Source organism: Klebsiella sp. C349492, assembly GCF_042055345.1.
Lineage (GTDB): Bacteria > Pseudomonadota > Gammaproteobacteria > Enterobacterales > Enterobacteriaceae > Klebsiella > Klebsiella scottii.
On record NZ_JANQCE010000003.1, the window covers coordinates 518,871 to 542,050 of the forward strand.

The window sequence follows — 23,180 nt, forward strand, 5'->3', positions numbered from 1 at the left end:
AAGACGAGCTTTAGCAACACAAAAAGCAGGGCCTTGCCGCCCCGACTTTATTGCAGAGTGAAATTCGCCGCCGCAACCTGCCCCGCCTCATCCATAACCACCAGCTGATAGCTATCCAGCCGCTCCAGGGTCAGGCTCGCGCCGGCCCCCGCCGCCTCCAGCGGTTCGCCGTTGAGAAACCACCAGCGTCGCCCTTCGCCGCCGGTGGTCTGCAGCGGCACCACCACCCGCGCCGCGCCGGGCAAACGCTTAATGACCGCGCCATCGCGAATGCCGGAAAGCACCAGCGGCGCGGCATCTGCGCCTGGCGGCGGCGGACACTCCGCCGATGCCGGCCCCAGTCTCGCCCGACGGCGCTCGTTCGCCGGCAGCCACGGCTCCAGCGGCAGCGGCCAGACGTCGACGTTTTTCTCCACCGCACCCGGACAGTCGGCCGCGACCCGCAGCCCGTGCTTATCTACCCATACCGGAAAACGAATGCCGCGCACGCCTTCCTGACCCGGCAACAGCAGCGTCGGCGGCTGGCTATCGTCGAGCAGCCAGGTAGCCAGCCGACGGCGGCAGTTGGCGTCTCCCGGCGGCAGGTTCTGCCCGCCGGGCCAGCAGATGGTTGCCGCCCTCACCGACGGCGGGCGCGGATCGGCAGGCAGCCCGTCGCGCCCCGCCGTCGGCCGTGCCAGCAGCATATTGTTGACCTGATTTAGCAGCGGTACCGCGCTGGCGAAGCCAAACTGCCCGACCACCGGCGTACCGTCAGGCCGCCCGGTCCAGATACCGATAAGATAGCGGGCGTTAACGCCAACCGCCCAGGCGTCGCGATAGCCGTAGCTGGTGCCGGTTTTCCACGCCAGCGGCACCACCTGAACCAGCGAGTCATCGGGGAGCGGCTGAGATCCACCGGCCAGAATTCGCCGCACTATCCACGCCGCCCCTGGCGACAGCAGCGGCCGCTCCACCAGCGGCGCGTCCGGCGTCATCCGCAGCCGACCCGCCTTGCCGTGACGGGCAAACGCGCTATACGCCGCCACGATATCCGCAAGCCGGGCGCCTGCGCCGCCAAGGATCAGCGACAGATTGGGCTCGGCGCCCGGCGGCAGCATCAGCGGCAGGCCGGCGTTGCGCAGCGTGGCGGCAAACCGTTTTGGCCCGTAGGCTTCAAGCACCTGCACTGCCGGAAGGTTCAGAGAGCGCACCAGCGCGTCGCTGGCGCTGACCGGGCCATGAAAGCCGCTGTCAAAGTTACCGGGCCGATAATCGCTGAACCGCCGCGGGACGTCCTGCAGTAGAGAGGCCGGATGAATCAGCCCCTCGTCCAGCGCCATGCCGTAGACAAACGGCTTCAATACGGAGCCCGGAGAACGGATCGCCGACACCATATCGATGTGCCCAAAGCGGCTGTCATCGCTAATATCCGCCGAGCCGACCCAGCCCCGCACGCGCATATCGGTATGATCGACGACGACAATCGCCAGCGAGCTGCGCGGCGGCAGGCGCGATTTCCAGTTGAGGGCTAAATCCTCCAGCTGGCGCTGCAGCCCGGCATCGAGGGTCGTCACCACCTTGTCTTCGCCGCTGCTTGCCAGCATCCGCCGGGAAAAAAGCGGTGCCAGCTGCGGCATCTGGCGGGGGAACAGCCATACCGGCTCTTCCACGGCCTCGCGCACCGTCTTCTCCGACCACACGCCCTGGGTTTGCATACGCGCCAGCACTTTATCACGCGCCGCCTGAGCCCGCTGCGGCCAGCGATCCGGACGCAGACGGCTCGGCGCCTGCGGCAGCACCGCCAGCAGGGCCGCTTCGCCGTAGCTGAGCCGGGCCGGCGGTTTCCCTAGATAAGCCCAGCTGGCGGCGCCGATCCCCTGCAGCGTGCCGCCAAACGGCGCGCGGTTGAGGTACAGGGTCAGGATCTCGCTTTTCGATAAATGCCACTCCAGCTGCAGCGCGCGCCACAGCTGGCGCAGCTTGCCGCCGAAGGTTCGGGGATGAGGGTCGAGCAGGCGCGCAACCTGCATAGTCAGCGTGCTGCCGCCCGAAATGACGCGCCCGGAGGTTGCGTCCTGCCAGGCCGCGCGGGCAATGGCCAGCGGGTTTACGCCGGGGTGATCCCAGAACCAGCGGTCTTCGTACTGGATCAGGGCCTGCAGATAGCGCGGCGACACGTCATCAAGAGTCACCGGATAGCGCCAGACGCCCTGCTTGTCCGCAAAGCGCCACAGCGGCGTACCGTCCTGGGCCACCACCACCCTGGCCGGAGCCACCTCGTGCAGCGGCAGCGGCCACAGGCGATCCGCCGCCAGCAGCGCCAGCCACAGCAGGAACGGCGTCGCCGCCAGCCATCGCCAGCGGCGCCTTATCTTCACCAACCGCCGCATTTACGGAGTGACGATCAGCGGGCCGCTGGCCGTACCGGTTGCCCGCCACTGCGGAACGTACATCGATTCCACCTGCGGCTGAGGAACCTGATAGGTCCCAGGCGTCACCGCCCGCGCCAGGTAGACCAGCGTAACCGGCTGCCCTTCGTTTACCGCTACCGCGGCAACAAAGCGATCGTCGCGGAATTCGATATGCTGAATATCCGCCTGCTGCATTTGGTTGAGCAGGTTCTGCACCGCCTCTCCGTTCTCCTGCAGGCTGGCGCTGCTGTTTGCCAGGTTCTGGTTTTCCAGCTCAAGCCCCGCCGGCAGCAGATCGACGACCAGCGCATCCGGCACATTACGTTTAGCGGTAATTTCCAGCTTCACCAGCACCAGCTCGCCGCTGCGCAGCGAGCTCAGCGATTTTTGCTGCCCGCGAGTGTCGAAGATCTGCCGTTCAATACCCAGCACGTTGCCCGAAGGCTGCGGGGCGCTAAGCGGATAGCCGCTGCTGTCAAGACGCAGCCAGAGCGGCTGGCTGCCGGTATTGCTGACCTGCAGCGCCGCCAGCTGGTCGCCGGTCAGGTTGCGGGTCTGCGCTTTATCCGCCGCGAGCGGCTGCGCCTGCAATGAGGTTTGCGCCTGCCAGCTGCCGGGTAAATCCTGCAGCGCGCGGCCGGCAAGGAACAGCGCGTTGCTCTCCTGAGTAGAGAGCCAGCGCTGGCCGTAGGCCTCGTCAGCCAGATTGCTCAGCAGCGAGTTTTGCGCCTCCGGCAGCAGCTTATTCTCCTCCAGCAGCGCCAGCTTCAGCGCATCATCGCGCAGCGCGCTGCCGTAATCTCCCAGCCAGCGATCCCGATCCTGACGCGGCGTGCTCATCGCCAGCTTCAGCGCCTGCTCGCCGCGCGGCGCGTCGCCCATCGCTTTCAGCGCAATGCCGAGCTGCAGCAGCGGCAGGCCGGATCGCGCCTGGTCATGGCGGGTCCAGATTTCACGCAGCGCGCCAAGGGGCGCCTTTTGCTGACGAGCCAGCACCAGAGCGGCGTAGGCCTGGGCGGCAAAGCGGCTGGCCGGCGCGTCGTCGCTGTAGCGCACGGTCATCAGCCCCGGCTCCTGCAGATAGCGCAGCAGGCGCTGGTTACCGTTATTGATAGCGTTGGCCGGCACGCTGTAGCCCTGCTCGCCCGCCCGCACAAGGAAGTCCATAGCGTAGGCGGTCAGCCAGTACTCCTCCGGCCCGTTTTTATCCCATAGCGCAAAGCCGCCGTCGTCGCGCTGCATCTGCAGCAGGCGCGCGATGCCGAGATCCACCGCCGCGCGGCGTTTTTCATCGCTGTCGCCCTCAATGCCCAGCGTTTTCAGCTGCGCCGCGCTGGTGTAAAGCGACGGGAACAATCCGCTGGCGGTCTGTTCCAGGCAGCCGTAAGGATAGGCTTTCAGCTCGCGAATATAGCGGGCCAGATTGAGCGGCGGCTTGCCGCTGAACACCAGCTGCCCCTGCAGGGTCGCCGGCGAGAAGCCGAGCGTTTGCTCCGGCGGCGCCTGCCAGCTTTCGCCAGGCTGCAGCACCGCGCCAACGTTGACCGTCTGCGCCGGGAAGGCCGGACGGACGCCAATTTTCCACTGCTTTTGCAGCGGGGCGAAGGTCTCGCCCGGCAGGTTCAGGCCGCTAATGGTCGCGCTGAGCTGGCCGTCGCCAAACCCCTCTTTGGCGCTAACCGGCACAAACAGGGTGCGACGCGCGCCCGGCGCCAGCTGAACCGGCGCGATTGCCGGCTGCGCAAGCTGCAGCAGGCCGCCGGCGCTAAGCGCAACGTTCAGCGTTTGCGGCCTGTCGGTCAGGTTGCTGAGATCCAGCGCCAGGCGCGTGGTATCGCCGCTGGCGAGGAAGCGCGGCGTATTCAGCTCGGCAATTACCGGCGCGGCGACCACCACTTTGTCTTCGCTGCTGCCAAAATCATCGGCGGTCCACGCCTGGGCCATCACCCGCAGCTCGCCGTTAAAATCACCGATCGGCAGCGTCACGGTTCCTTCGCCATTGTCATCAAGCGTTACCGGCCGGGCCTGCTGCGCAATAATCGTCACGTGATTGACCGGCGGCTTACCGCCGCGCTTGAGCTCGTCACCGTCGCCGCCGAAGCGCAGGCTCGCCAGTCGTCCCTGGCCCTCAATCACCTGGCCGTAGATATCGTAAATATCCGCCCCGTAGCGCTTCTGGCCAAAAAAGGCGTTCCACGGGTCCGGCGTCGCGTAGTCGGTAATGTTCAGCACGCCGCTATCAACGGCCGAGAGCAGGACATTCACCTGCTTCGGCGTCTCGCCCTCTTTAACGCTGGCTTTCACTTTTACCGTCAGCGGCTGGTTGGGACGCATTTTTTCCGGCGCATCCAGCGCAAGGGTCAGGCGGCGGTTTTCATCGCCGAGCGGCAGATGCAGCAGCCCCACCGCCCGTTTCGGCGTCGCGGAGCGCGATTTGTCGCCGGGGCGAATCACCAGCGTGCTGAGGTAGAGGTCATGGCGGTTCCAGGCTTTATCGACCGGGATCGACAGATCCATCCCTGCGGCCGGAACGTCAATTTCCTGCCACCACAGCGGGCCTTCGCTGGACTCGACCAGCGCATAGCCTTTGCCTGCCGCCGGCGCGGCGATATGCAGCTTGATGGTGTCACCGGGCTTGTAGGCCGGTTTATCCAGCTTCATGGTGACCCGGTCCGGGCGCGCGGCCCCCGCGCCGTCGCTGTTATCCTGCCAGCTGTAGCCGGCCCAGAAGCGCACGCTGCTGACCGCGCCCTCCGGGTCCTCCACCTCCAGCCGGTAAGAGCCCCACTCCACCGGGAAGCTGATCTTCGCCGTTTGTCCGGCCAGCAGATCCAGCGACTCTTCGCCCTCCTGCAGGTCTTTCTGGTCGAACTGCGACTGCCAGCCTTCGCTATCCGACCAGTTCCAGTAGTAGTCGCGGCGTTCGCGAATGAGGCGCACCTGCAGTCCGGAGACCGCTTTTTTGTCTCCGGCGGCATCGGCATAGACAATCTCGAATCCGGCGGTGCTGTTTTCATCCACCACCGGCTGCTTCACCGTGCTGTCGGTCCGGTAGTCATACACGTCTTTCAGGGTGAATTCAGGACGGATGCCCGGCAGGGCATCGGCAGGCCAGATAGCCTGCTGCACGGTGCGGGTCACGGGACGACCGCCGGACTCCAGCAGGCTGGCTTGTAAAATCACCTGCAGCGGCGAATGGCTATCCTGCCACTGGCTGGCGGTGGTCACTTCCCCGTGGCCTTTTTCGTCCAGCGTCATCTGTACTTCATCGAGGCTGCGGGAGAGGTTTTCCTCGGCAATATCGCCGAACTGGAAGCCCGGCAGCGCGGCGACCGCATCGCGCAGCGGACGCAGGAACAGTTTCCCCTGCAGCTGGTTGCCGCTGGCAGGCGCGCCGTATAAATAGGCCCCGGCGACGGCAAAGGTCACGTCGGCATTCGGCGCAACGGCAGCCTTTTGCGCGCTCAGGTTCAGCGCCATCCGCTCGGGCATGAAGTCTTCAACGTGGAAGTCCCACTCGCGCGGCTGATTGTCGCCGGTGCTGGCGCGGATATGCCACATACCGGTGGCCGCGCCGGCGTCGAGCGGCCAGGTAAACTGATACAGGCCGTTCACCGGCTGGCTCACCAGGGAGCGGATCACCTGGCCGTCCGGCTGAACCACATCGAACTTCACCGGCTGCTCGGCCAGCGGCCTGCCGTCGCCGTCGCGCAGCAGCGCGTTGAGGATCACCGTCTCCCCCGGGCGATAGAGATCGCGAGGGCCAAACATAAAGAACTGCTTGCTAAAACCGGGGGCCCCGGAAATGGCGAACTCCGCCAGATCCAGCGCGGGCAGCTTGAGATCCAGCAGGGTGGTTTGCCCCTCTTTGCGCGCCAGCAGCAGCGCGGCGTCTTTATCGGTTTGCAGCGTCACGTGGCCCTGGCCGTCGCTTTTGGCCTGCGCCAGCGTCTGCCCTTTGGCGTTGAGCAGCTGAACCTCGATACCGGACTGCGCCGCGCCGTTTTCGAGGCTTTGGGTAAAGACGTCCAGCCGGTTATGGTAGCGATGCGCCGAGACGCCAATATCGCTGAGCGTAAACAGCGTCGCGGCGTTGCTGTAGCTGTAATGGCCCGCCTGGTTCATCACCGCCACGTAGACGCCCGGCTGCTGCAAGGGTTTGATATCCGCCAGCGGCAGCAGCAGCTTTTCCCGCGTATTGCGCGCCGGATTGAGGTCAAAACGTCCGCTGTAGACCAGGTCGGCCATTTTTAGCAGCTCGTCGGACTCCCAGTTGCTTAACGAATTCCGGTACTCCCACTGGCTGACGAAGGCGGACAGCGATTCGGGTTTGATACGGAAGAAGTTCACGTCGACGCTATCGACGTTCAGGGCCATCACCGGCAGCCCGGCCACGACTTTGCCCGGCAGCAGCGAGCCCCGGCTGGCAAAGCCGATGCTGGGGGCGACGTCGCGGGTGGCGATCGTTTTTTCAAAAGAGGTACCAAAGGTCGCGGTATTCAGCGCGGTCAGCGTGGGGTCAACGGAGACAATCAGCTCCCGTTTCGGCTCAAGATGGCGCAGGCGCAGCTCTTTCAGGTTCGGCGCCAGCTCCCAAGCGCCGTCAACCTTCCCGCTTTTTTTATCGACAAGGTGCACGCTGCGGGAGAAATCCTGATCCGGCTGCAGCGGAACGGAGAAGGTCAGGACCAGCGTCGCCGCGCCGTCCAGCTGGACTTCCGAGGCGTCGAGCAGCGTCAGCGCCTTGCCTTTACTTTTCTCCGCCAGCTTAGCGAGCTGGGCGCCGTCCGGTTTCGCTGCGCCCTGATTATCCGCAGAAGAAGATGCGGCTGGCGCAGCGGTCTGAGTTTTGCCGCTATCGTCGCAGCCGGCAAGCGAAAGAGCGGTAAGCAGCGCCAGAGATAGCGTCGCTAAACGAAATGGTTTCATCCTTTAACCCCTTGGCCCAAACAGCCAGATACCTGTAGTGAACACATTATTATGCGTCAACGGCGGAATTACCAATTGCTTATAGTATCCGCAGCGCGCCGACGGCCTGATTTTCCCGATGATATAATTTCAGCGATAGGTTTTACCCGGCAGATGAGAATAATAACGACGGCGTATTTGCGTCCGGGCAGCGCGAAAGATTACAACAAACTTCGCACGATGAATATAAAACATATCGCAGAGCGCAATTAAAAATAAGAGAGAGTGATAATACGCAGATTTAATTATAATGTGAAAGCGCATACTTCCGCCCGGCTTAATTCTGAAATTAACATTAGCCCCCGTCTATAAATTGACAACCTGCTGGTTTTCTCTTACTTGAACGCTATACCGTGATATGTCATGCCGCCCTTACCTTCGCGGCAGCCGTCCCTTCTCATCTTCAGATGGAGAAATGGCTTCACTGCCGCTGCCCGGCCAGGCGCATGATTCACGGTATATGTTAATGCCCACGTCGGCTAAAAAACTTCTGGTGGTAGCACTGACCGCCCGTTCTGCGGAATCAATAACGGCACAACAGCCATCCGTTCCGTATTGACATATGAAATACGTAATATGGGAATTATTTATGTCACAAATGAGCGCTCTTTTAATTATTATTTTTATTCTTTATACAGGCGATGTTATTTCGACCCGCACCAAAGCCTGGGTCCCTTCCGTCTTTGTCTGTGCGGTGCTGTTTCTGGGCGGGTACTGGACATTTTTCCCGGCCGATATTATCAGCCGGGCGGGGATCACGGCCCCCGTCGCCATCATGCTGATGTATCTGCTGATTACCAATATGGGGACCCTGCTGTCGCTGAAGGAGCTCATGCGCCAGTGGAAAACGGTGATCGTCGCGCTTGCGGGTATCGCCGGGATAACGGTGGCCGTCTTCGCGGTGAGCCTGCTGCTGTTTGACCACAACACCGCGCTGGTTACCATCCCGCCGCTGGTCGGCGGGATCGTTTCATCATTGATTATGTCGCAAGGCGCTAGCAACGCCGGGCTGGTGGATCTGTCGGTGCTGGCGATTCTGATTTACGTGATGCAGGGATTCGCCGGCTATCCCCTCACCGCCATCATGCTACAACGCGAAGGAAAAGCGTTGCTTACGCGCCACCGCAGCGGCGAGCATCATCCTGATAGCGCTGAAGATGAACGGCCCCTCCTCGCCTGCGGTGAGGAAATGATGCCGCATCTGTTTAGCCGCATCCCCACCAGCTACAACAGTACCTATTTTAAATTCCTGCGCCTGGCGATGGTGGGCTGCCTGGCCTGGTTTGTCTCCGAGCTGGCAAAACCCATCGTGAGCATCAGCCCGTTCGTACTGTGCCTGTTTTTTGGCGTGGTCTTTACTTCATTGGGCTTTCTTGAAAAACATACGCTGCAAAAAGCGAACGGATTCGGCTTTGCCGTAATGGCATTGATGCTGTTTATCTTTGATACCCTGAACAAAGCCACGCCGGATATGCTGCTGCGCCTGCTTTATCCGATGGCGGTGCTCATCGCCACGGCGGTTATCGGCATGTTTATCGTTTCCTGGGCCGTAGGGAAAGCGCTCGGCGTCAGCGGCGCCATGTCGTTCGCCATCTCCCTGACCGCGCTGTACGGCTTTCCGGCGGATTACATCATCACCAACGAAGCCATTAACTCCCTCACCCAGGATGAAAAAGAACGCCAGATGCTGACTCAGCACATGCTGGGGCCAATGCTGGTCGGCGGGTTTATCTCCGTGACGATTGTTTCCGTCATCCTGGCCGGAATACTGGTGGGTTATCTGGCGCCGGTTATCGGCTGAAGTCTTTCATTTTCTACGTCCCTATGGAGTCCGTTTTATGATTAACCCCGCTATTACCGCCATCATCGCCAGAGAAGAGCAGGCGACAATCGACTTTCGCCGCGATCTACACGCCCACCCGGAGCTGCCGTGGGAGGAACGGCGAACGACGGAGCGCGTCGTGGCAGAACTGGAGAGCATCGGCATCGCCTGTCGTCGTACCGTTCCGACCGGCGTCATTGCAGACATCGCCGGCGGCAGGCCGGGCAAGACGGTCGCCCTGCGCGCCGATATGGATGCGCTGCCGGTGCAGGAGCTCAACGATCGGCTCAGCTATAAATCGCAAATCGCCGGGAAAATGCACGCCTGCGGGCATGATTCCCATACCGCAATGCTGCTCACCGCTGCCCGCGCGCTGTATGAGGTTCGCGAGCAGATGGCCGGTAACGTGCGTTTAATTTTTCAGCCCGCCGAGGAGATTGCCGAGGGGGCGAAAGCCATGATCGACCAGGGCGCGCTCGATAGCGTCGACAACATTTTTGGCATGCACATCTGGTCCGGCTCGCCTGCCGGTAAAATCTCCTGCAACGTGGGGTCGTCGTTTGCCTCCGCGGATCTACTCAAAGTCACTTTTCGCGGCCGCGGCGGTCACGGTTCAATGCCGGAGGCCTGCATCGATGCGGCGGTCGTCGCCTCCGCCTTCGTGATGAATTTGCAGGCTATCGTGGCGCGTGAAACTTCGCCGCTGGAATCCGCGGTGGTCTCTATCGGCCGAATGGATGTCGGCACCCGGTTCAACGTGATTGCCGAAAATGCCGTCCTGGACGGCACCGTGCGCTGTTTCAGCATCGAAACCCGCCAGCGCCTGGAGGCCGCAATAACGCGCTATGCGCAGCATACCGCGGCGATGTATGGTGCGACCGTTGACGTCGACTACTGCTACGGCACGCTGCCGGTGATTAACGAAGAGCGCAGCGCACGGCTGGCGCAATCGGTGATCCGCGAGGCCTTCGGCGACGGCGTGCTATTCAGCGAAAAGCCCACGACCGGCGGAGAGGATTTCAGCTTTTATATGCAGGACATTCCCGGCTGTTTTGCCCTGCTCGGCTCCGGCAATAAAGAGAAAGGGAGCGACTACGCCCACCATCACGGATGCTTCAATATTGATGAGCAGGTGATGAAAACCGGCGCCGGGCTGTACGCCCAGTACGCCTGGCGCTATCTGCATCAAAACCGCTTCTGATCGTTTCTCCCCCGGCCTGCGCCGGGGACATATCACATTACGATATGTATTACGTGAAAATGCCTTGTCGGTAAGGGCAAAAACATCAACAATCTATCTATTGTTGATGACACGGAGATAGCCATGTCCACTTCGTTTTTTATCGCCGCCGACTGGTTAGCGGAACATATTGATGACCCGGAAATCCAGATTATCGATGCCCGAATGGCGCCGCCAGGGCAGGAAGATCGCGATTTGCACGCCGAATATCGCGCGGGTCATATTCCCAACGCCGTATTTTTCGATATTGAAGCGCTTTCCGATCGCACCAGCCCGCTGCCGCATATGATGCCGCGCGCGGAAGCCTTCGCCGTGGCGATGCGCGAGCTTGGCGTGAGCAGCGATAAGCATCTGGTGGTTTACGATGAAGGCAACCTCTTCTCGGCGCCGCGCGCCTGGTGGATGCTGCGGACCTTCGGGGTCGAAAACGTCTCTATTCTCGCCGGCGGCCTGGCCGGCTGGCAGCGCGATGAGCTGCCGCTGGAGCAGGACGATCCGCAGCTACCGGAGGGCGAATTCGACGGCCGCTTCGATCCGCTGGTGGTTAAGCGGCTGACCGACGTGCTGCTGGTGAGCCATGAAGGATCGGCCCAGATCGTCGACGCGCGTCCGGCCGGGCGCTTTAACGGACTCGTCGATGAGCCGCGTCCTGGCCTGCGCCGGGGGCATATTCCCGGGGCGCTGAACGTCCCGTGGACCGAGCTGGTGATTAACGGCGAGCTGAAAACTATCGACGAGCTGAATGATATTTTCCTGCGTCAGGGCGTGGATTTTGAGCGGCCGATTATCGCCAGCTGCGGGTCCGGCGTCACGGCGGCCGTGGTGGTGCTGGCGCTGACGACGCTGGGCGTCAACGGCGTCTGCCTGTATGACGGTTCGTGGAGCGAATGGGGCGCCCGCCCGGATCTGCCGATAGAGCCGGCGCAATAAAAATAGCGGCGGGGTTAATGCCCCGCCGTCATCAGATAATGCGGTTCTGCTTGAAATCGCGCAGGAAGCTGCCCCAGCGCTTTTCATAGAATGGCGCGATATGGGCAATCATAAAGTGGCTGATGCCCTTCTCCCCTTCCACGACCTGACAAATATCGATCGGCTCATCGCCGGGCTGCGTGTCGGTTGCCACGCTGCCGGTCGCCTGGATGACCTCTTCAATATCCCCCTCGGCCTCAATGCCGATAAGCAGATTCGCCGGCGCGTCGGCGCTGTCCTTAATCGAGCACAGAAACGCGCGCTTTACGGTTTTCAGGGATTTAAAGAGCGTGGTCAGCGAATCCACCATCTGCGCCGGCGGCTCGGCCACCTCAGACAGCAGCAGCGGCTGCCCGCCTTCCAGCACGGTTTGCGCGCTGAGAGGACCGCCATCTTCACCCAGCAGATGCTTGATTTCGTTCGGCGTAAACTCTTTTCCGGCCGGCAGTTTGGCATTGAGGAACAGCGTCTCGCCCAGCGTCATCGCCATCAGCGTACGCGCCGGCATCGCCACAAAAGACTGCTCGTCTTCGACCGCCTGCTGCAGCGCCTCCAGCGAGGTAAAAAAGGGAATGACCGAGGCGCCATCATCTTTTTCCCAGTGCTGCAGGTCTACGGCGCTCTCTTCGACAACCTGTTCACCTTCAGCCGCCGCGCCGGGCACCCAAACGGTGGACTCCAGCAGCGTACGGAAAAAAGCCGGGCGATGGCCTGGCTCAATCGCCGCCTTTTCCAGCAGCGTTTCTAATTCATTTTTAGTTTCGGACATGGCTCTCACAACATCAGAATCAGAAATCCCCCGGCCGTGGACGCGGGCCGGGGTGAGACAATCCGGGGCGCTATCGCCCCGCCATTTTTACTCTGCGGTTAACAGATTGGCAATCGTACGCACGCCGAGCCCCGTCGCACCGGCAGACCACTGCTCAACGGCGGATTTACGATAGGTCGCGGAGCAGTCGATATGCAGCCAGCCCTGGTGATAGTTCTCAACGAAATGGGAGAGGAATCCTGCCGCCGTGCTGGCGCCCGCCGGATAGGCGGCGCTGCCGGTGTTGTTCAGCTCGGCGAAGTTCGACGGCAGCTGGCCGCGGTGGAATTCCGCCAGCGGCAGACGCCAGAAGGCTTCGTTTTCCGCCTGCGCGCTCGCCAGCAGGCGAGCCGCCAGCGCGTCGTCGAAGCTGAACAGCGCGTGGTAATCGTTGCCCAGCGCGGTTTTCGCCGCTCCGGTCAGCGTCGCCGCGTCGATAATCAGCTCCGGCTTCTGCGCAGATGCATCAATTAGCCCATCCGCCAGCACCAGACGGCCTTCGGCGTCGGTGTTCATAATTTCTACGGTTTTACCGTTACGGTAGCGAATGATATCGCCAAGCTTGAAGGCGTTGCCGCTAATCAGGTTGTCAGCGCAGCACAGGTAGAGCTTCACGCGCTTATTCAGGCCGCGGGAGATCGCAAACGCCAGCGCGCCGGTGACCGTTGCCGCGCCGCCCATGTCGGACTTCATCGAATCCATAAACGCGCTCTGCTTGATGCTGTAGCCGCCGGAATCGAAGGTGATGCCTTTCCCGACCAGGCAGGCATAGACCGGCGCGTCTTTATCGCCGGTTGGGTTGTAGTCCAGCGCCAGCAGGACCGGCGGGCGCTCGGAGCCGCGTCCGACGGTATGCAGACCAAGATAGTTCTGCTCGCGCAGGTCCTCGCCTTTGGTGATGCGATAAGAGACGTTATCGCAGCCAACGCCGCACAGCAGATCGACCGCGCGCTGGGCCAGCTGCTCCGGGCCGAGCTCTTCCGCCGGCGCGTTAATGGTGTCGCGCACCCAGTCAATAATGGCCAGACGGCTATCCAGCTCGCGCTTTTGCGCATCATCCAGCGCCGGCCACTCAACCTGGCGGCTGCCTTTCGGCCCTTTATAGCCCGCCCAGAACGCCCACGCGCGATCGGTATTCCAGCCTTCGCCATCGAGAGCGACGTGCCTGATGCCCATCCCGTCAACTTTACGCGCCGCGCGCTGAATCAGGCCCAGGTCGTCTTTACCGTTCAGATGCAGGGTGATGCCGTCGTTGTTAATGCTGTAAGCCGCTTTTTCTCCCCAGCGCGCGTCGGCAGGTTGGGTCGTCAGCGTAATCTTCATGGCTTCGGTCATTTTATTCATCCTTATTAGCAAACGGGCCACCCTATGGCAGCCCGTTAAAATTTTTCCGCTAAATGATTCGCGTTGCAGGAAGGCGGCAAGTAAGCAAATCCCCTGGAGCATAGATAACTATGCGACTGGGGTGAGCGAACGCGGCCAACGCATCTGCAACGTGGAACATGACGCGAAAATTATTCTGCTTCGTCTAACCAGACTAGCAGAATTGCCTCCAGAATTTTTTCATTGGATGCGTTTGGATCGTCATTAAACTCTTCCAGCTCGCAAATCCACTGATGCAAATCGGTGAAGCGAACGGTTTTCGGGTCGAGATCCGGGAAGGCGTCATACAGCGCTTCGCCTATTTCGCGACTATCGGTCCATTTCAGTGCCATATCAATGCTCGCGTGCGTGGTTGATGGTGTAGCGCGGAATTTCGACGACCAGATCGTCGGCGGTCACGCGCGCCTGGCAGCTCAGACGGCTGTCGGGTTCCAGCCCCCAGGCCTTATCCAGCATATCGTCTTCATCTTCGGTACTTTCGGCCAGCGAGTCAAAACCTTCACGCACGATGCAGTGGCAGGTGGTGCAGGCGCAGGATTTTTCACAGGCGTGTTCAATCTCAATACCGCTACGCAGCGCAGCATCAAGAATGGTCTCACCGATTTTAGCTTCCACAACTACGCCATCCGGGCACAGGTCCTGATGGGGTAGAAAAACAATCTTTGGCATATTAAACCTCGTCCACGGATTGGCCTTTCAGCGCGGTACGGACCGACTGGTCCATGCGGCGTGCGGCAAATTCCTGGGTTTGTGTGTCTGTATTTTTAATGGCTTCTCTTATTGCATCGGCGTCATCGCCTGCCGCCACCGCGCGCAGCTGCGCCGTTGCGTCATCGATAGCCTGACGTTCTGCGGCGCTTAACAGCGCGGCATCGCTGGCCAGCGCGCTTTCCAGGCTTTCCAGAACGCGTGCGGCTTCGACTTTTTGCTCGGCCAGCATTCGCGCCTTGACGTCCTGCTCGGCGTGGCTCATCGAATCTTTGATCATGGTGGCGATTTCGCTGTCGCTCAGGCCGTAGGAGGGTTTCACCTGAATGGACGCTTCGACCGCGGTCGATTTCTCCATAGCGGTGACGCTCAGCAGCCCGTCGGCATCGACCTGGAAGGTGACGCGAATATGCGCCCCGCCCGCGGGCATTGCCGGGATACCGCGCAGCGCAAAACGCGCCAGCGAACGGCAGTCCTGCACCAGCTCGCGCTCGCCCTGCATGACGTGGATGGACATCGCCGTCTGACCGTCTTTAAAGGTGGTGAACTCCTGGGCGCGGGCCACCGGAATGGTGGTATTGCGCGGGATCACTTTCTCCACCAGGCCGCCCATCGTTTCCAGCCCCAAAGAGAGCGGGATAACGTCGAGCAGCAGCAGTTCGCTGTCCGGCTTATTGCCGACCAGAATATCGGCCTGAATGGCGGCGCCAATAGCAACAACTTTATCCGGGTCAATAGTGGTCAGCGGGGTACGGCCAAAAAACTCGCCGACGCGCTCGCGCACCAGCGGCACGCGGGTGGAGCCGCCCACCATCACCACTTCCAGCACCTCTTCCGCGCTCACGCCGGCGTCCTTCAACGCGCGACGACAGGCCAGCAGAGTGCGCTTAACCAGCGGAGCAATCAGCTCATTAAAGTGGCTACGGGTGATTTCGCCCTGCCAGCCGCCGACGTCAACGCGAGCGGTTTCCGCTGTGCTAAGGGCAATTTTGGCCGCAATAGCCGCATCCAGCAGCTCGCGCTGCAGGCGGTTATCGCTGCGATCGCTGAGGCCCGCCCGCTCGCGCAGATAGTCCGCCAGCAGATGGTCGAAATCGTCGCCGCCGAGCGCCGAGTCGCCGCCGGTGGCCAGAACTTCGAAGACGCCGCGGCTGAGGCGCAGAACGGAAATATCAAAGGTGCCGCCGCCGAGATCGTACACCGCGATAACCCCTTCCTGACCGGAGTCGAGACCGTAGGCAATCGCCGCCGCCGTCGGTTCGTTAAGCAGGCGAAGTACGTGCAGGCCGGCCAGACGCGCGGCGTCTTTAGTGCCCTGGCGCTGCGCATCGTCGAAATAGGCCGGGACGGTGATCACCACGCCGTCGAGCTCGCCGGCAAGGGCTTCCGTCGCGCGGGCGGCCAGCGCCTTGAGGATATCGGCGGAAACGCGGACCGGGTTAAGCAGACCGCCGGCGGTTTGAATCATTGGCAGACCGTTTTCGCTGGCCTGCAGCTGGTAAGGCAGATGCGGGTAGCGGGTCTGAATATCGACCAGAGAGCGGCCCATCATGCGCTTCACCGAGCTGATGGTGTTAACCGGATCCAACGCCGCATTCTGTCGGGCGTCATAGCCGACGCTGAGGCCGGACGTTTGGTAGTTCACCACCGAAGGCAGCAGGTAGCGCCCCTGGCGATCGGGCAGAGTTTCGGCCTGGCCGCTACGCACGGTGGCGACCAGTGAATTGGTGGTACCCAGGTCAATACCCGCCGCCAGACGACGCTGGTGCGGCGCGGCACTCAGGCCAGGCTCACTAATTTGTAATAAGGCCATAATTGCTTCCGAATATTAATTTACTCGTCATAATCTGTGCTGCAGCTACGTTGGCTGCATGGCGACCCGAATACGTTAGAGTGAAAAAAACTTTTCTTCGAGTTGTTCTGCTACGTTCTGAAGCTTATCGAGAAAACGCAGCTTACGCACGGTATCCGCCGCGGCCTCCCACGCTTCGCCGTCTAATTGCTCAACGACCTGCCGCTGACGGACGTCGTACATCCCCTTCACGCGCTGAATAAACGCGCTCAAACGCGCTTCATCCTGCGATTTTTCGATCTCATCCAGCTCTTCGCGCAGCTCCAGCTGTTCCATCAGGAACGCGGTATCGCGCACGGTGTGCTGCTCGCTGGCTAAATCGAAGCCGTGAAGCGAAAGGATGTATTCGGCGCGGGTCAGCGGATGACGCAGCGTTTGCCACGCCTGATTAATCGTCGCGGAGTGCTGCACGGAGGCGAGCTGTTCGGCGGCGCTGGCGCTGGCGAACCGGTCGGGGTGATACTGACGCTGCAAATCCTGGTACCGGACAGCCAGCTGTTCTTGCGAAAGGGTATAACTGACCGGTAACCCGAAGAGGGCAAAATAGTCCATAGTAACCTCAGGGTTAACGAGATAAAGCAAACCCCACGCACGGTACTCCGCAGTGGGGTTATATATCCGCGCCTCTCAGGACACATCTTAACCGGCGGCGTCCGCCTACTGTCGTAAGCCTATCGGGAAACGCCCGCGTGCCGCCTCGATGCTGCACCGAAATTTAGCGGATATAGTGCAGATTACACGTTGAAGCTTTCGCCGCAGCCGCACTCATCTTTGATGTTCGGGTTGGTAAACTTAAACCCTTCATTCAGGCCTTCTTTGACAAAGTCCAGCTGAGTGCCGTCGAGGAACTGCAGGCTTTTGCCGTCGATCACTACCTTGACGCCTTTATCTTCAAACACGGTGTCTTCTGCCGCCGGCTCGTCAACAAATTCCAGCACGTAGGCCATACCTGAACATCCGGAGGTGCGAACACCTAAGCGCAGGCCAAAGCCTTTGCCGCGGTTGGCCAGGAAGGTATTCACTCGCGACGCTGCGCTGTCGCTAAGAGTAATCGACATACAATAACCTCTTAATTATTTCGCTTCACGCTTGCTTTTGTAATCCGCAATCGCGGCTTTAATCGCGTCTTCCGCCAGGATAGAGCAGTGGATTTTTACCGGCGGCAGCTCCAGCTCATCGGCGATATCGGTGTTTTTGATAGCCTGAGCTTCGTCCAGAGACTTGCCCTTCACCCACTCGGTAACCAGGGAGCTGGAAGCGATAGCGGAACCGCAGCCGTAGGTCTTGAAGCGCGCGTCTTCAATGATACCTTCATTGTTGACTTTAATCTGCAGCTTCATAACGTCGCCGCACGCCGGCGCGCCGACCATGCCGCTACCGACATTTTCATCGCTGTTGTCAAAAGAGCCAACGTTGCGCGGATTCTCGTAATGATCGATAACTTTTTCGCTGTATGCCATGATGAATTCTCCTTAATACCTACCGATTAATGATGTGACCATTCAATGCTGTTCAGATCCACGCCCTGCTTGAACATTTCCCACAGCGGAGAAAGATCGCGCAGACGACCAATGGAGTTACGAACCAGGTTGATGGTGTAGTCAATCTCTTCTTCGGTAGTAAAACGACCTAAAGAGAAACGGATAGAACTGTGCGCCAGTTCATCAGTCATGCCCAGCGCGCGGAGCACGTAGGACGGCTCAAGGCTCGCTGAGGTACAAGCGGAGCCGGAGGAAACGGCCAGGTCTTTCAGCGCCATAATCAGCGATTCGCCTTCAACATAGTTGAAGCTGACGTTGAGAATGTTCGGCGCGCCCTGGGCGAGGTCACCGTTGAGGTAAACCTCTTCCATATCTTTTACGCCTTCCCACAGACGGTTACGCAGACCGCGCAGGCGCGCCATCTCGGTTTCCATCTCTTCTTTCGCGATACGGTAAGCTTCGCCCATACCGACGATCTGGTGGACAGGCAGAGTGCCTGAACGCATGCCGCGCTCGTGACCGCCGCCGTGCATCTGCGCTTCAATACGAATACGCGGTTTGCGACGGACGTACAGCGCGCCAATGCCTTTCGGGCCATAAATTTTGTGACCGGAGAAGGACATCAGGTCAACTTTCAGCTGGCTCAGGTCGATAGGCAGTTTGCCCACGCTCTGGGTGGCGTCAACGTGATAAATGATACCGCGTGCGCGGCACATTTCGCCGATGGTTGCGATGTCCTGCACCACGCCGATTTCGTTGTTCACGTGCATGATGGAGACCACGATGGTGTCATCGCGCATGGCCGCTTCCAGCTCTTTCAGATCGATAATACCGTTGCGCTGCGGCGCCAGGTAGGTGATCTCGAAACCTTCACGCTCCAGCTGGCGACAGGTATCCAGCACGGCTTTGTGCTCGGTTTTGCTGGTGATAATGTGCTTGCCTTTTTTCTGATAAAAGTTGGCTGCACCTTTAATCGCCAGGTTGTCGGATTCCGTTGCGCCTGAGGTAAAGACGATTTCGCGCGGGTCGGCACCGACCAGCTCGGCAATCTGATTACGGGCGATATCTACCGCCTCTTCAGCCTGCCAGCCAAAACGGTGTGAACGAGAGGCCGGGTTACCAAAGGTCCCGTCCAGGGTCAGAAACTGCATCATTTTCTCGGCAACACGCGGGTCCACCGGCGTTGTTGCGGAGTAATCGAGATAAATCGGTAATTTCATTGCTCTTTAACTCCGTACATCACTCAATGCAAGGAACCAGGCGGCCGGCTTGATGTACGACCGGGTAAACGGGATGTCGCAACATCCCGGCCTGATTCGAAAATCTTTTATAATTTTTACCCTAACTGTTTTGCGATGCAGCAAGGCGGCGGGCTTGTAAGCCCCCAGAAGCTTACATCAGCAAGCGGCTGGGGTGAACAAACGCGGCCTACGCAGCAGCGCCCCGAAACAGGACGGGTAAACTACGCACGCAGTTTGACGTCGATAGCGTCCTGAGTGCGGGTATTACGCTGGGATTCATGGCTGTGCTGACGACCCGAAACATCAAGGATTTCCTGGTTGTTCACCAGTTCGCCCAGAGTGATGTTATTCAGGAAGCTGGTCAGGCGCTCGCTCAGGTCGCGCCACAGCGCGTGGGTCAGGCATTTATCGCCCCCCTGGCAGCCGCCTTTACCCTGACAACGGGTGGCGTCAACGGATTCATCAACCGCGCTGATAACTTCGCCAACGGCGATGCTACCGGCTTCTTTCCCTAATAAATAACCGCCGCCTGGACCGCGTACGCTCGATACCAGACCATTTTTACGCAGGCGGGAAAACAGCTGTTCCAGATAGGAAAGCGAAATCCCCTGACGCTCAGAAATATCAGCTAACGGAACCGGGCCCGATTCAGAGTTGAGCGCGACGTCCAGCATCGCGGTCACAGCATAACGCCCTTTAGATGTCAGTCTCATGTCTTACTTAACCTCAAACTCGCCCCTGCCCGGGCTTTTTATTAATATGGGTATTGCATAGCAGGGCCAAGTCTGACATTCCCGAGTAATTTGGTCAACTATTTACTTGACTGTTTTAGTCAGGTATTTGGCTATCTGTGCCCTATCGCCCGGCGGCTGATATTCGCGACCGCGCTGCGGCTCCGCGAGCGGCGGTATCAGCCGCTCAGCGCGCCCCTATGCGGCGCGGTTACTCTTTATCCTTCTGCGGCTGCTCAATCGACGCCAGCATTCCGCGCAGGATGTTCAGCTCCTGGCTTTCCGGGCGCGCGCGGGTAAACAGACGACGCAGTTTGTTCATCACCTGCCCCGGATGGCTGGCGCGAATAAAGCCGGTCGCCAGCAGCGTCTGCTCGAGATGGCCGTAAAAGCGCTCTAAATCATCCACCAGCGGATACGGCGTTTCGTCCTGTTGTTCGACCTGGGGCTGTTCCTGCTCCTGCGTTGCCAGCCACGCCATCCGCACTTCATAAGCGATGACCTGCACCGCCATTGCCAGGTTCAGCGAGCTGTACTCCGGGTTGGCGGCAATCGCGACGTGATAATGGCATTTCTGCAGCTCGTCGTTGGTCAGACCGACGCGCTCGCGGCCGAATACCAAAGCCACCGGGGCGTGCTGGCCTTCTGATACGCTCTTCAGGCCGCATTCGCGCGGGTCGAGCATCGGCCACGGCAAAGTACGCGAACGCGCGCTGGTTCCGACCACCAGGCTACATCCGGCCAGGGCTTCATCCAGCGTATCGACAATATGCGCATTGCCAATAACGTCGCTGGCGCCGGCCGCCAGGGCGATAGCCTGCGAGTCAGGCTTAACCAGCGGGTTAACCAACCACAGGTTAGTCAGGCCCATCGTTTTCATTGCCCGAGCCACGGAGCCCATATTGCCAGTGTGTGATGTTTCTACCAGTACGATACGAATATTTTGCAGCATTAGTGTTCTTCGGCTAAAGATTATTCACGCATGCTATCATAAAACGAAGACATAGGCAGATTTCACTGTTACTATGTGCGCCGTTTTTTCCCGTTCTTTAACATCCAGTGAGAGAGACCGATGCATCCGATGCTGAATATCGCCGTGCGCGCAGCGCGCAAGGCGGGTAATTTAATTGCCAAGCACTACGAAACCCCAGACTCCGTAGAAACCAGCCAGAAAGGCAGCAATGATTTTGTGACCAACGTCGATAAGGCAGCCGAAGCGCTGATTATTGAAACGATTCGCAAATCTTACCCGCAGCACACTATTATCACCGAAGAAAGCGGTGAGCACGTAGGTGAAGATCAGGATGTTCAATGGGTTATCGATCCACTGGATGGCACCACCAACTTCGTAAAACGTCTGCCGCACTTCTCCGTATCCATCGCCGTACGCATTAAAGGCCGTACCGAAGTCGCCGTGGTTTACGATCCGATGCGCAACGAACTATTCACCGCGACCCGCGGCCAGGGCGCTCAGCTGAACGGCTATCGTCTGCGCGGCAGCACCGCTCGCGATCTGGATGGCACGATTATCGCCACCGGCTTCCCGTTCAAAGCGAAACAGCACGCCACCTCTTACATGAATATTCTGGGCAAAATGTTTACCGAATGCGCTGACTTCCGCCGCACAGGTTCTGCTGCCCTGGATCTGGCCTACGTTGCCGCAGGCCGCGTCGATGGCTACTTCGAGATCGCGCTGAAGCCTTGGGATTTCGCCGCCGGCGAGCTGATCGCTCGTGAAGCGGGCGCTATCGTTTGCGACTTCACCGGTGGCCATAACTACCTGCACAGCGGCAACATCGTTGCCGGCAACCCGCGCGTAGTTAAAGCGATGCTGGCCAACATGCGTGAAGAGCTGAGCGAAGCGCTGAAGCGTTAATCTCTCTCACCTCATCCCGGCCCGCCCGGGATGAGGATATCACTCAAAACGGCCGCAGCCCGCCGCCGCCCGGCACCGCGCTGCTCCACATCACCACCGCCGCCGCCACTAAAATGACGCCGCCGGACAGCGCCAGCGTCGACCAGCCAACCTGCTGCCAGAGAGGCGGCGTTTTATTCCCGCTAAGCCTGACGGCCAGCTGACGGAAGCCGTGCACCAGCAGCGCCAGCCCGCTGATGGTCAGCGAGGTTCCCGCCGCCATTGCCAGCGCCGCCGCCATTCCCCAGCTAAATACGCCAATCACCTTACTGAACAGCAGGACCATGATCGCCCCTGAGCAGGGACGCATGCCCATCGACAGAACGATGACCAGCCGCGCGCGCCAGTCATCGCCGCTTTGCAGCTGTTCCGGCGCCGGCATATGCTGATGCCCGCAGCCGCAGTGCGCATGATGAACGTGATGCGGCGTAAAGGCGGTAAACGTTGGCCGACGCAGCAGCCCGCGCAGCTTTTTCAGCGCCCGCCAGCACAGCAGCAGGCCCAGCGCGCCGACCAGCAGATAGCTCCCCTTCTCCAGCCAAAAGCTGCTGAGATGAAGCTGCCTTGCCGGCAGCTGCAGCAGGGTCAGCACCACCACCACCAGCACGATCGCCACCACTCCCTGCAGGAGCGAGGCGGCCAGCGTCAGCGCAATGCTCGACCTGAGCTTCGCGGGATGCGTCGCCAGCCAGGTGCTAATCACAATCTTGCCGTGCCCCGGCCCCAGCGCGTGCAGTACGCCGTAGATAAAGCTAAACGTCAGCAGCGAAAGCCCCGCCGCTCGCGGATTTTCCGCCACCGCTTTAAGCAGGCCGCTTAGCTCGAAATTTAACGCCCGCTGCCAGATAGCGCTTTGCCGCATCACCTCCGGCCAGGCCTGCCACAGCCAGACGCCCGCGCCCAACGCCAGCGCTAAAAACAGCGCCAGCGGCCACAGCTGACGCAGGCGGGAAGCCCGGGAGGGGGTTGAGAATACTACCGACATGTCAGCGTCACCTTCTGAGCAAAATAGGTTCCGAGCGCCATATCTTCCGGCGGCGCGTCGGCTTTATCGAGCGATTGCGCAAAGGCCGTCATTTTATCATTCGGCTTTGGCGTCACGACCGTCACTTTACACCCCGCGCGCAGCGCCGCAGGCAGAGTGACATCGCCCGGCTTCTCATAGAACATATCGACGTAATAGGTGGGGTCGTAGGTCGAAAGCGTCAGGGTTTGGCCCGCTAGAGGCTGCGGTTTAGCCAGCGGCAGAGTAAAGGTCAGTACCGCCTGATGCCCGTCACGTTCAAGACCGTAGCCGTCGGGGCGGTTGTCAAACTTCACGTGCTGGCCGTTATGCCAAAGCTCGCTGAAGTAGTGCTGCCCGAGGACGTTCGCCATCACTTCCGCCGCCAGCTTTTTCCAGACTTCATCTCCCGGCTTTGCGCTTCCGGCATCGTAAAGCAGGTCTGAGGAGGTGATCTCATCCATCGTCCAGCGCATTTTAAAACCGGTGAGCTGTCCGTTATCGGCGACCACCTCCGTCCGCAGGCTGATAAAGCTATGCGGATGCGCTAGCACGCTAAATGATAAAACCATGAAAAATGCCGCACAGGTGCATTGTTTCACTCTCTTCATCCGTTCCTCGCGTGAAAAATTCTGTGAACCTATCCAGCAATCCTGACGTAAAGAC

At 60.2% G+C, this 23,180-nt stretch carries 19 protein-coding genes; 4 read left to right on the forward strand and 15 right to left on the reverse strand.

The window, feature by feature from the left end; all coding sequences use genetic code 11:
- Nucleotides 1-47 precede the first annotated feature (47 nt).
- Nucleotides 48-2,372, reverse strand: coding sequence for a peptidoglycan glycosyltransferase PbpC (gene pbpC / locus NWP14_RS15035; protein ID WP_095100301.1), 2,325 nt, complete (start codon nucleotides 2,370-2,372; stop codon nucleotides 48-50).
- Nucleotides 2,373-7,322, reverse strand: a complete 4,950-nt coding sequence (locus NWP14_RS15040; RefSeq protein ID WP_375215587.1) for an alpha-2-macroglobulin — start codon at nucleotides 7,320-7,322, stop codon at nucleotides 2,373-2,375. It lies immediately after the preceding gene.
- A gap of 628 nt (nucleotides 7,323-7,950) precedes the next feature.
- Here NWP14_RS15040 and NWP14_RS15045 point away from each other — a divergent pair.
- The 3 genes from NWP14_RS15045 to sseA all read left to right on the forward strand — a co-directional run bounded on the left by NWP14_RS15045 (nucleotide 7,951) and on the right by sseA (nucleotide 11,353).
- Nucleotides 7,951-9,162 (forward strand): hypothetical protein, encoded by a 1,212-nt coding sequence (locus NWP14_RS15045; RefSeq protein WP_346430898.1) that lies wholly within the window; start codon nucleotides 7,951-7,953, stop codon nucleotides 9,160-9,162.
- 37 nt (nucleotides 9,163-9,199) lie between these two features.
- Nucleotides 9,200-10,384 (forward strand): amidohydrolase, encoded by a 1,185-nt coding sequence (locus tag NWP14_RS15050; protein ID WP_375215588.1) that lies wholly within the window; start codon nucleotides 9,200-9,202, stop codon nucleotides 10,382-10,384.
- Between the two features lie 123 nt (nucleotides 10,385-10,507).
- A complete protein-coding gene (sseA, locus tag NWP14_RS15055; RefSeq protein ID WP_346430896.1) occupies nucleotides 10,508-11,353 on the forward strand; it encodes a 3-mercaptopyruvate sulfurtransferase in 846 nt (281 codons plus the stop codon).
- Nucleotides 11,354-11,384: 31 nt separating this feature from the next.
- Here sseA and sseB read toward each other — a convergent pair whose 3' ends face one another.
- The 11 genes from sseB to trmJ form a co-directional block, all read right to left on the reverse strand.
- The gene (gene sseB / locus NWP14_RS15060; RefSeq protein ID WP_095100281.1) at nucleotides 11,385-12,161 is read right to left on the reverse strand and encodes an enhanced serine sensitivity protein SseB; all 777 of its coding nucleotides are present in this window, start codon (nucleotides 12,159-12,161) and stop codon (nucleotides 11,385-11,387) included.
- Between the two features lie 87 nt (nucleotides 12,162-12,248).
- Complete coding sequence (pepB, locus tag NWP14_RS15065; RefSeq protein WP_095100279.1) at nucleotides 12,249-13,535, reverse strand: aminopeptidase PepB; 1,287 nt, start codon at nucleotides 13,533-13,535, stop codon at nucleotides 12,249-12,251.
- 179 nt (nucleotides 13,536-13,714) lie between these two features.
- Nucleotides 13,715-13,915 carry a Fe-S cluster assembly protein IscX gene (iscX, locus tag NWP14_RS15070; protein ID WP_041146721.1) on the reverse strand — a complete coding sequence of 67 codons (201 nt, stop codon included), beginning with the start codon at nucleotides 13,913-13,915 and terminating at the stop codon, nucleotides 13,715-13,717.
- Nucleotide 13,916: 1 nt separating this feature from the next.
- Nucleotides 13,917-14,252, reverse strand: a complete 336-nt coding sequence (fdx, locus tag NWP14_RS15075) for an ISC system 2Fe-2S type ferredoxin (protein ID WP_095100276.1) — start codon at nucleotides 14,250-14,252, stop codon at nucleotides 13,917-13,919.
- Between the two features lies 1 nt (nucleotide 14,253).
- Nucleotides 14,254-16,104, reverse strand: coding sequence for a Fe-S protein assembly chaperone HscA (hscA, locus tag NWP14_RS15080; RefSeq protein ID WP_375215589.1), 1,851 nt, complete (start codon nucleotides 16,102-16,104; stop codon nucleotides 14,254-14,256).
- A gap of 75 nt (nucleotides 16,105-16,179) precedes the next feature.
- Nucleotides 16,180-16,695 (reverse strand): co-chaperone HscB, encoded by a 516-nt coding sequence (hscB, locus tag NWP14_RS15085; protein WP_375215590.1) that lies wholly within the window; start codon nucleotides 16,693-16,695, stop codon nucleotides 16,180-16,182.
- Between the two features lie 182 nt (nucleotides 16,696-16,877).
- Nucleotides 16,878-17,201 (reverse strand): iron-sulfur cluster assembly protein IscA, encoded by a 324-nt coding sequence (gene iscA / locus NWP14_RS15090; protein ID WP_041146725.1) that lies wholly within the window; start codon nucleotides 17,199-17,201, stop codon nucleotides 16,878-16,880.
- A 15-nt stretch (nucleotides 17,202-17,216) separates the two neighbouring features.
- A complete protein-coding gene (gene iscU, locus NWP14_RS15095; RefSeq protein ID WP_002913991.1) occupies nucleotides 17,217-17,603 on the reverse strand; it encodes a Fe-S cluster assembly scaffold IscU in 387 nt (128 codons plus the stop codon).
- 26 nt (nucleotides 17,604-17,629) lie between these two features.
- Entirely contained in the window at nucleotides 17,630-18,844 is a 1,215-nt protein-coding gene (iscS, locus tag NWP14_RS15100) for a cysteine desulfurase (RefSeq protein ID WP_041146726.1), read from the reverse strand.
- Between the two features lie 242 nt (nucleotides 18,845-19,086).
- Entirely contained in the window at nucleotides 19,087-19,578 is a 492-nt protein-coding gene (gene iscR, locus NWP14_RS15105; RefSeq protein WP_041146727.1) for a Fe-S cluster assembly transcriptional regulator IscR, read from the reverse strand.
- Nucleotides 19,579-19,807: 229 nt separating this feature from the next.
- On the reverse strand, nucleotides 19,808-20,548 hold the full coding sequence (trmJ, locus tag NWP14_RS15110; protein WP_095100266.1) for a tRNA (cytosine(32)/uridine(32)-2'-O)-methyltransferase TrmJ: 741 nt from the start codon (nucleotides 20,546-20,548) through the stop codon (nucleotides 19,808-19,810).
- 120 nt (nucleotides 20,549-20,668) lie between these two features.
- Here trmJ and suhB point away from each other — a divergent pair, with 120 nt between their 5' ends.
- On the forward strand, nucleotides 20,669-21,472 hold the full coding sequence (gene suhB / locus NWP14_RS15115; RefSeq protein ID WP_095100264.1) for an inositol-1-monophosphatase: 804 nt from the start codon (nucleotides 20,669-20,671) through the stop codon (nucleotides 21,470-21,472).
- Between the two features lie 43 nt (nucleotides 21,473-21,515).
- Here the strand turns inward: suhB and NWP14_RS15120 are convergent, their stop codons facing one another.
- Together NWP14_RS15120 and NWP14_RS15125 are read right to left on the reverse strand one after the other, a co-directional pair.
- Nucleotides 21,516-22,496, reverse strand: coding sequence for a nickel/cobalt transporter (locus NWP14_RS15120; RefSeq protein ID WP_375215591.1), 981 nt, complete (start codon nucleotides 22,494-22,496; stop codon nucleotides 21,516-21,518).
- Nucleotides 22,487-23,125: a DUF1007 family protein gene (locus NWP14_RS15125; protein ID WP_095100259.1), complete on the reverse strand. Its 639-nt coding sequence runs from the start codon at nucleotides 23,123-23,125 to the stop codon at nucleotides 22,487-22,489. Before NWP14_RS15125 ends, NWP14_RS15120 begins: the two co-directional genes overlap by 10 nt.
- Between the last annotated feature and the right edge of the window lie 55 nt (nucleotides 23,126-23,180).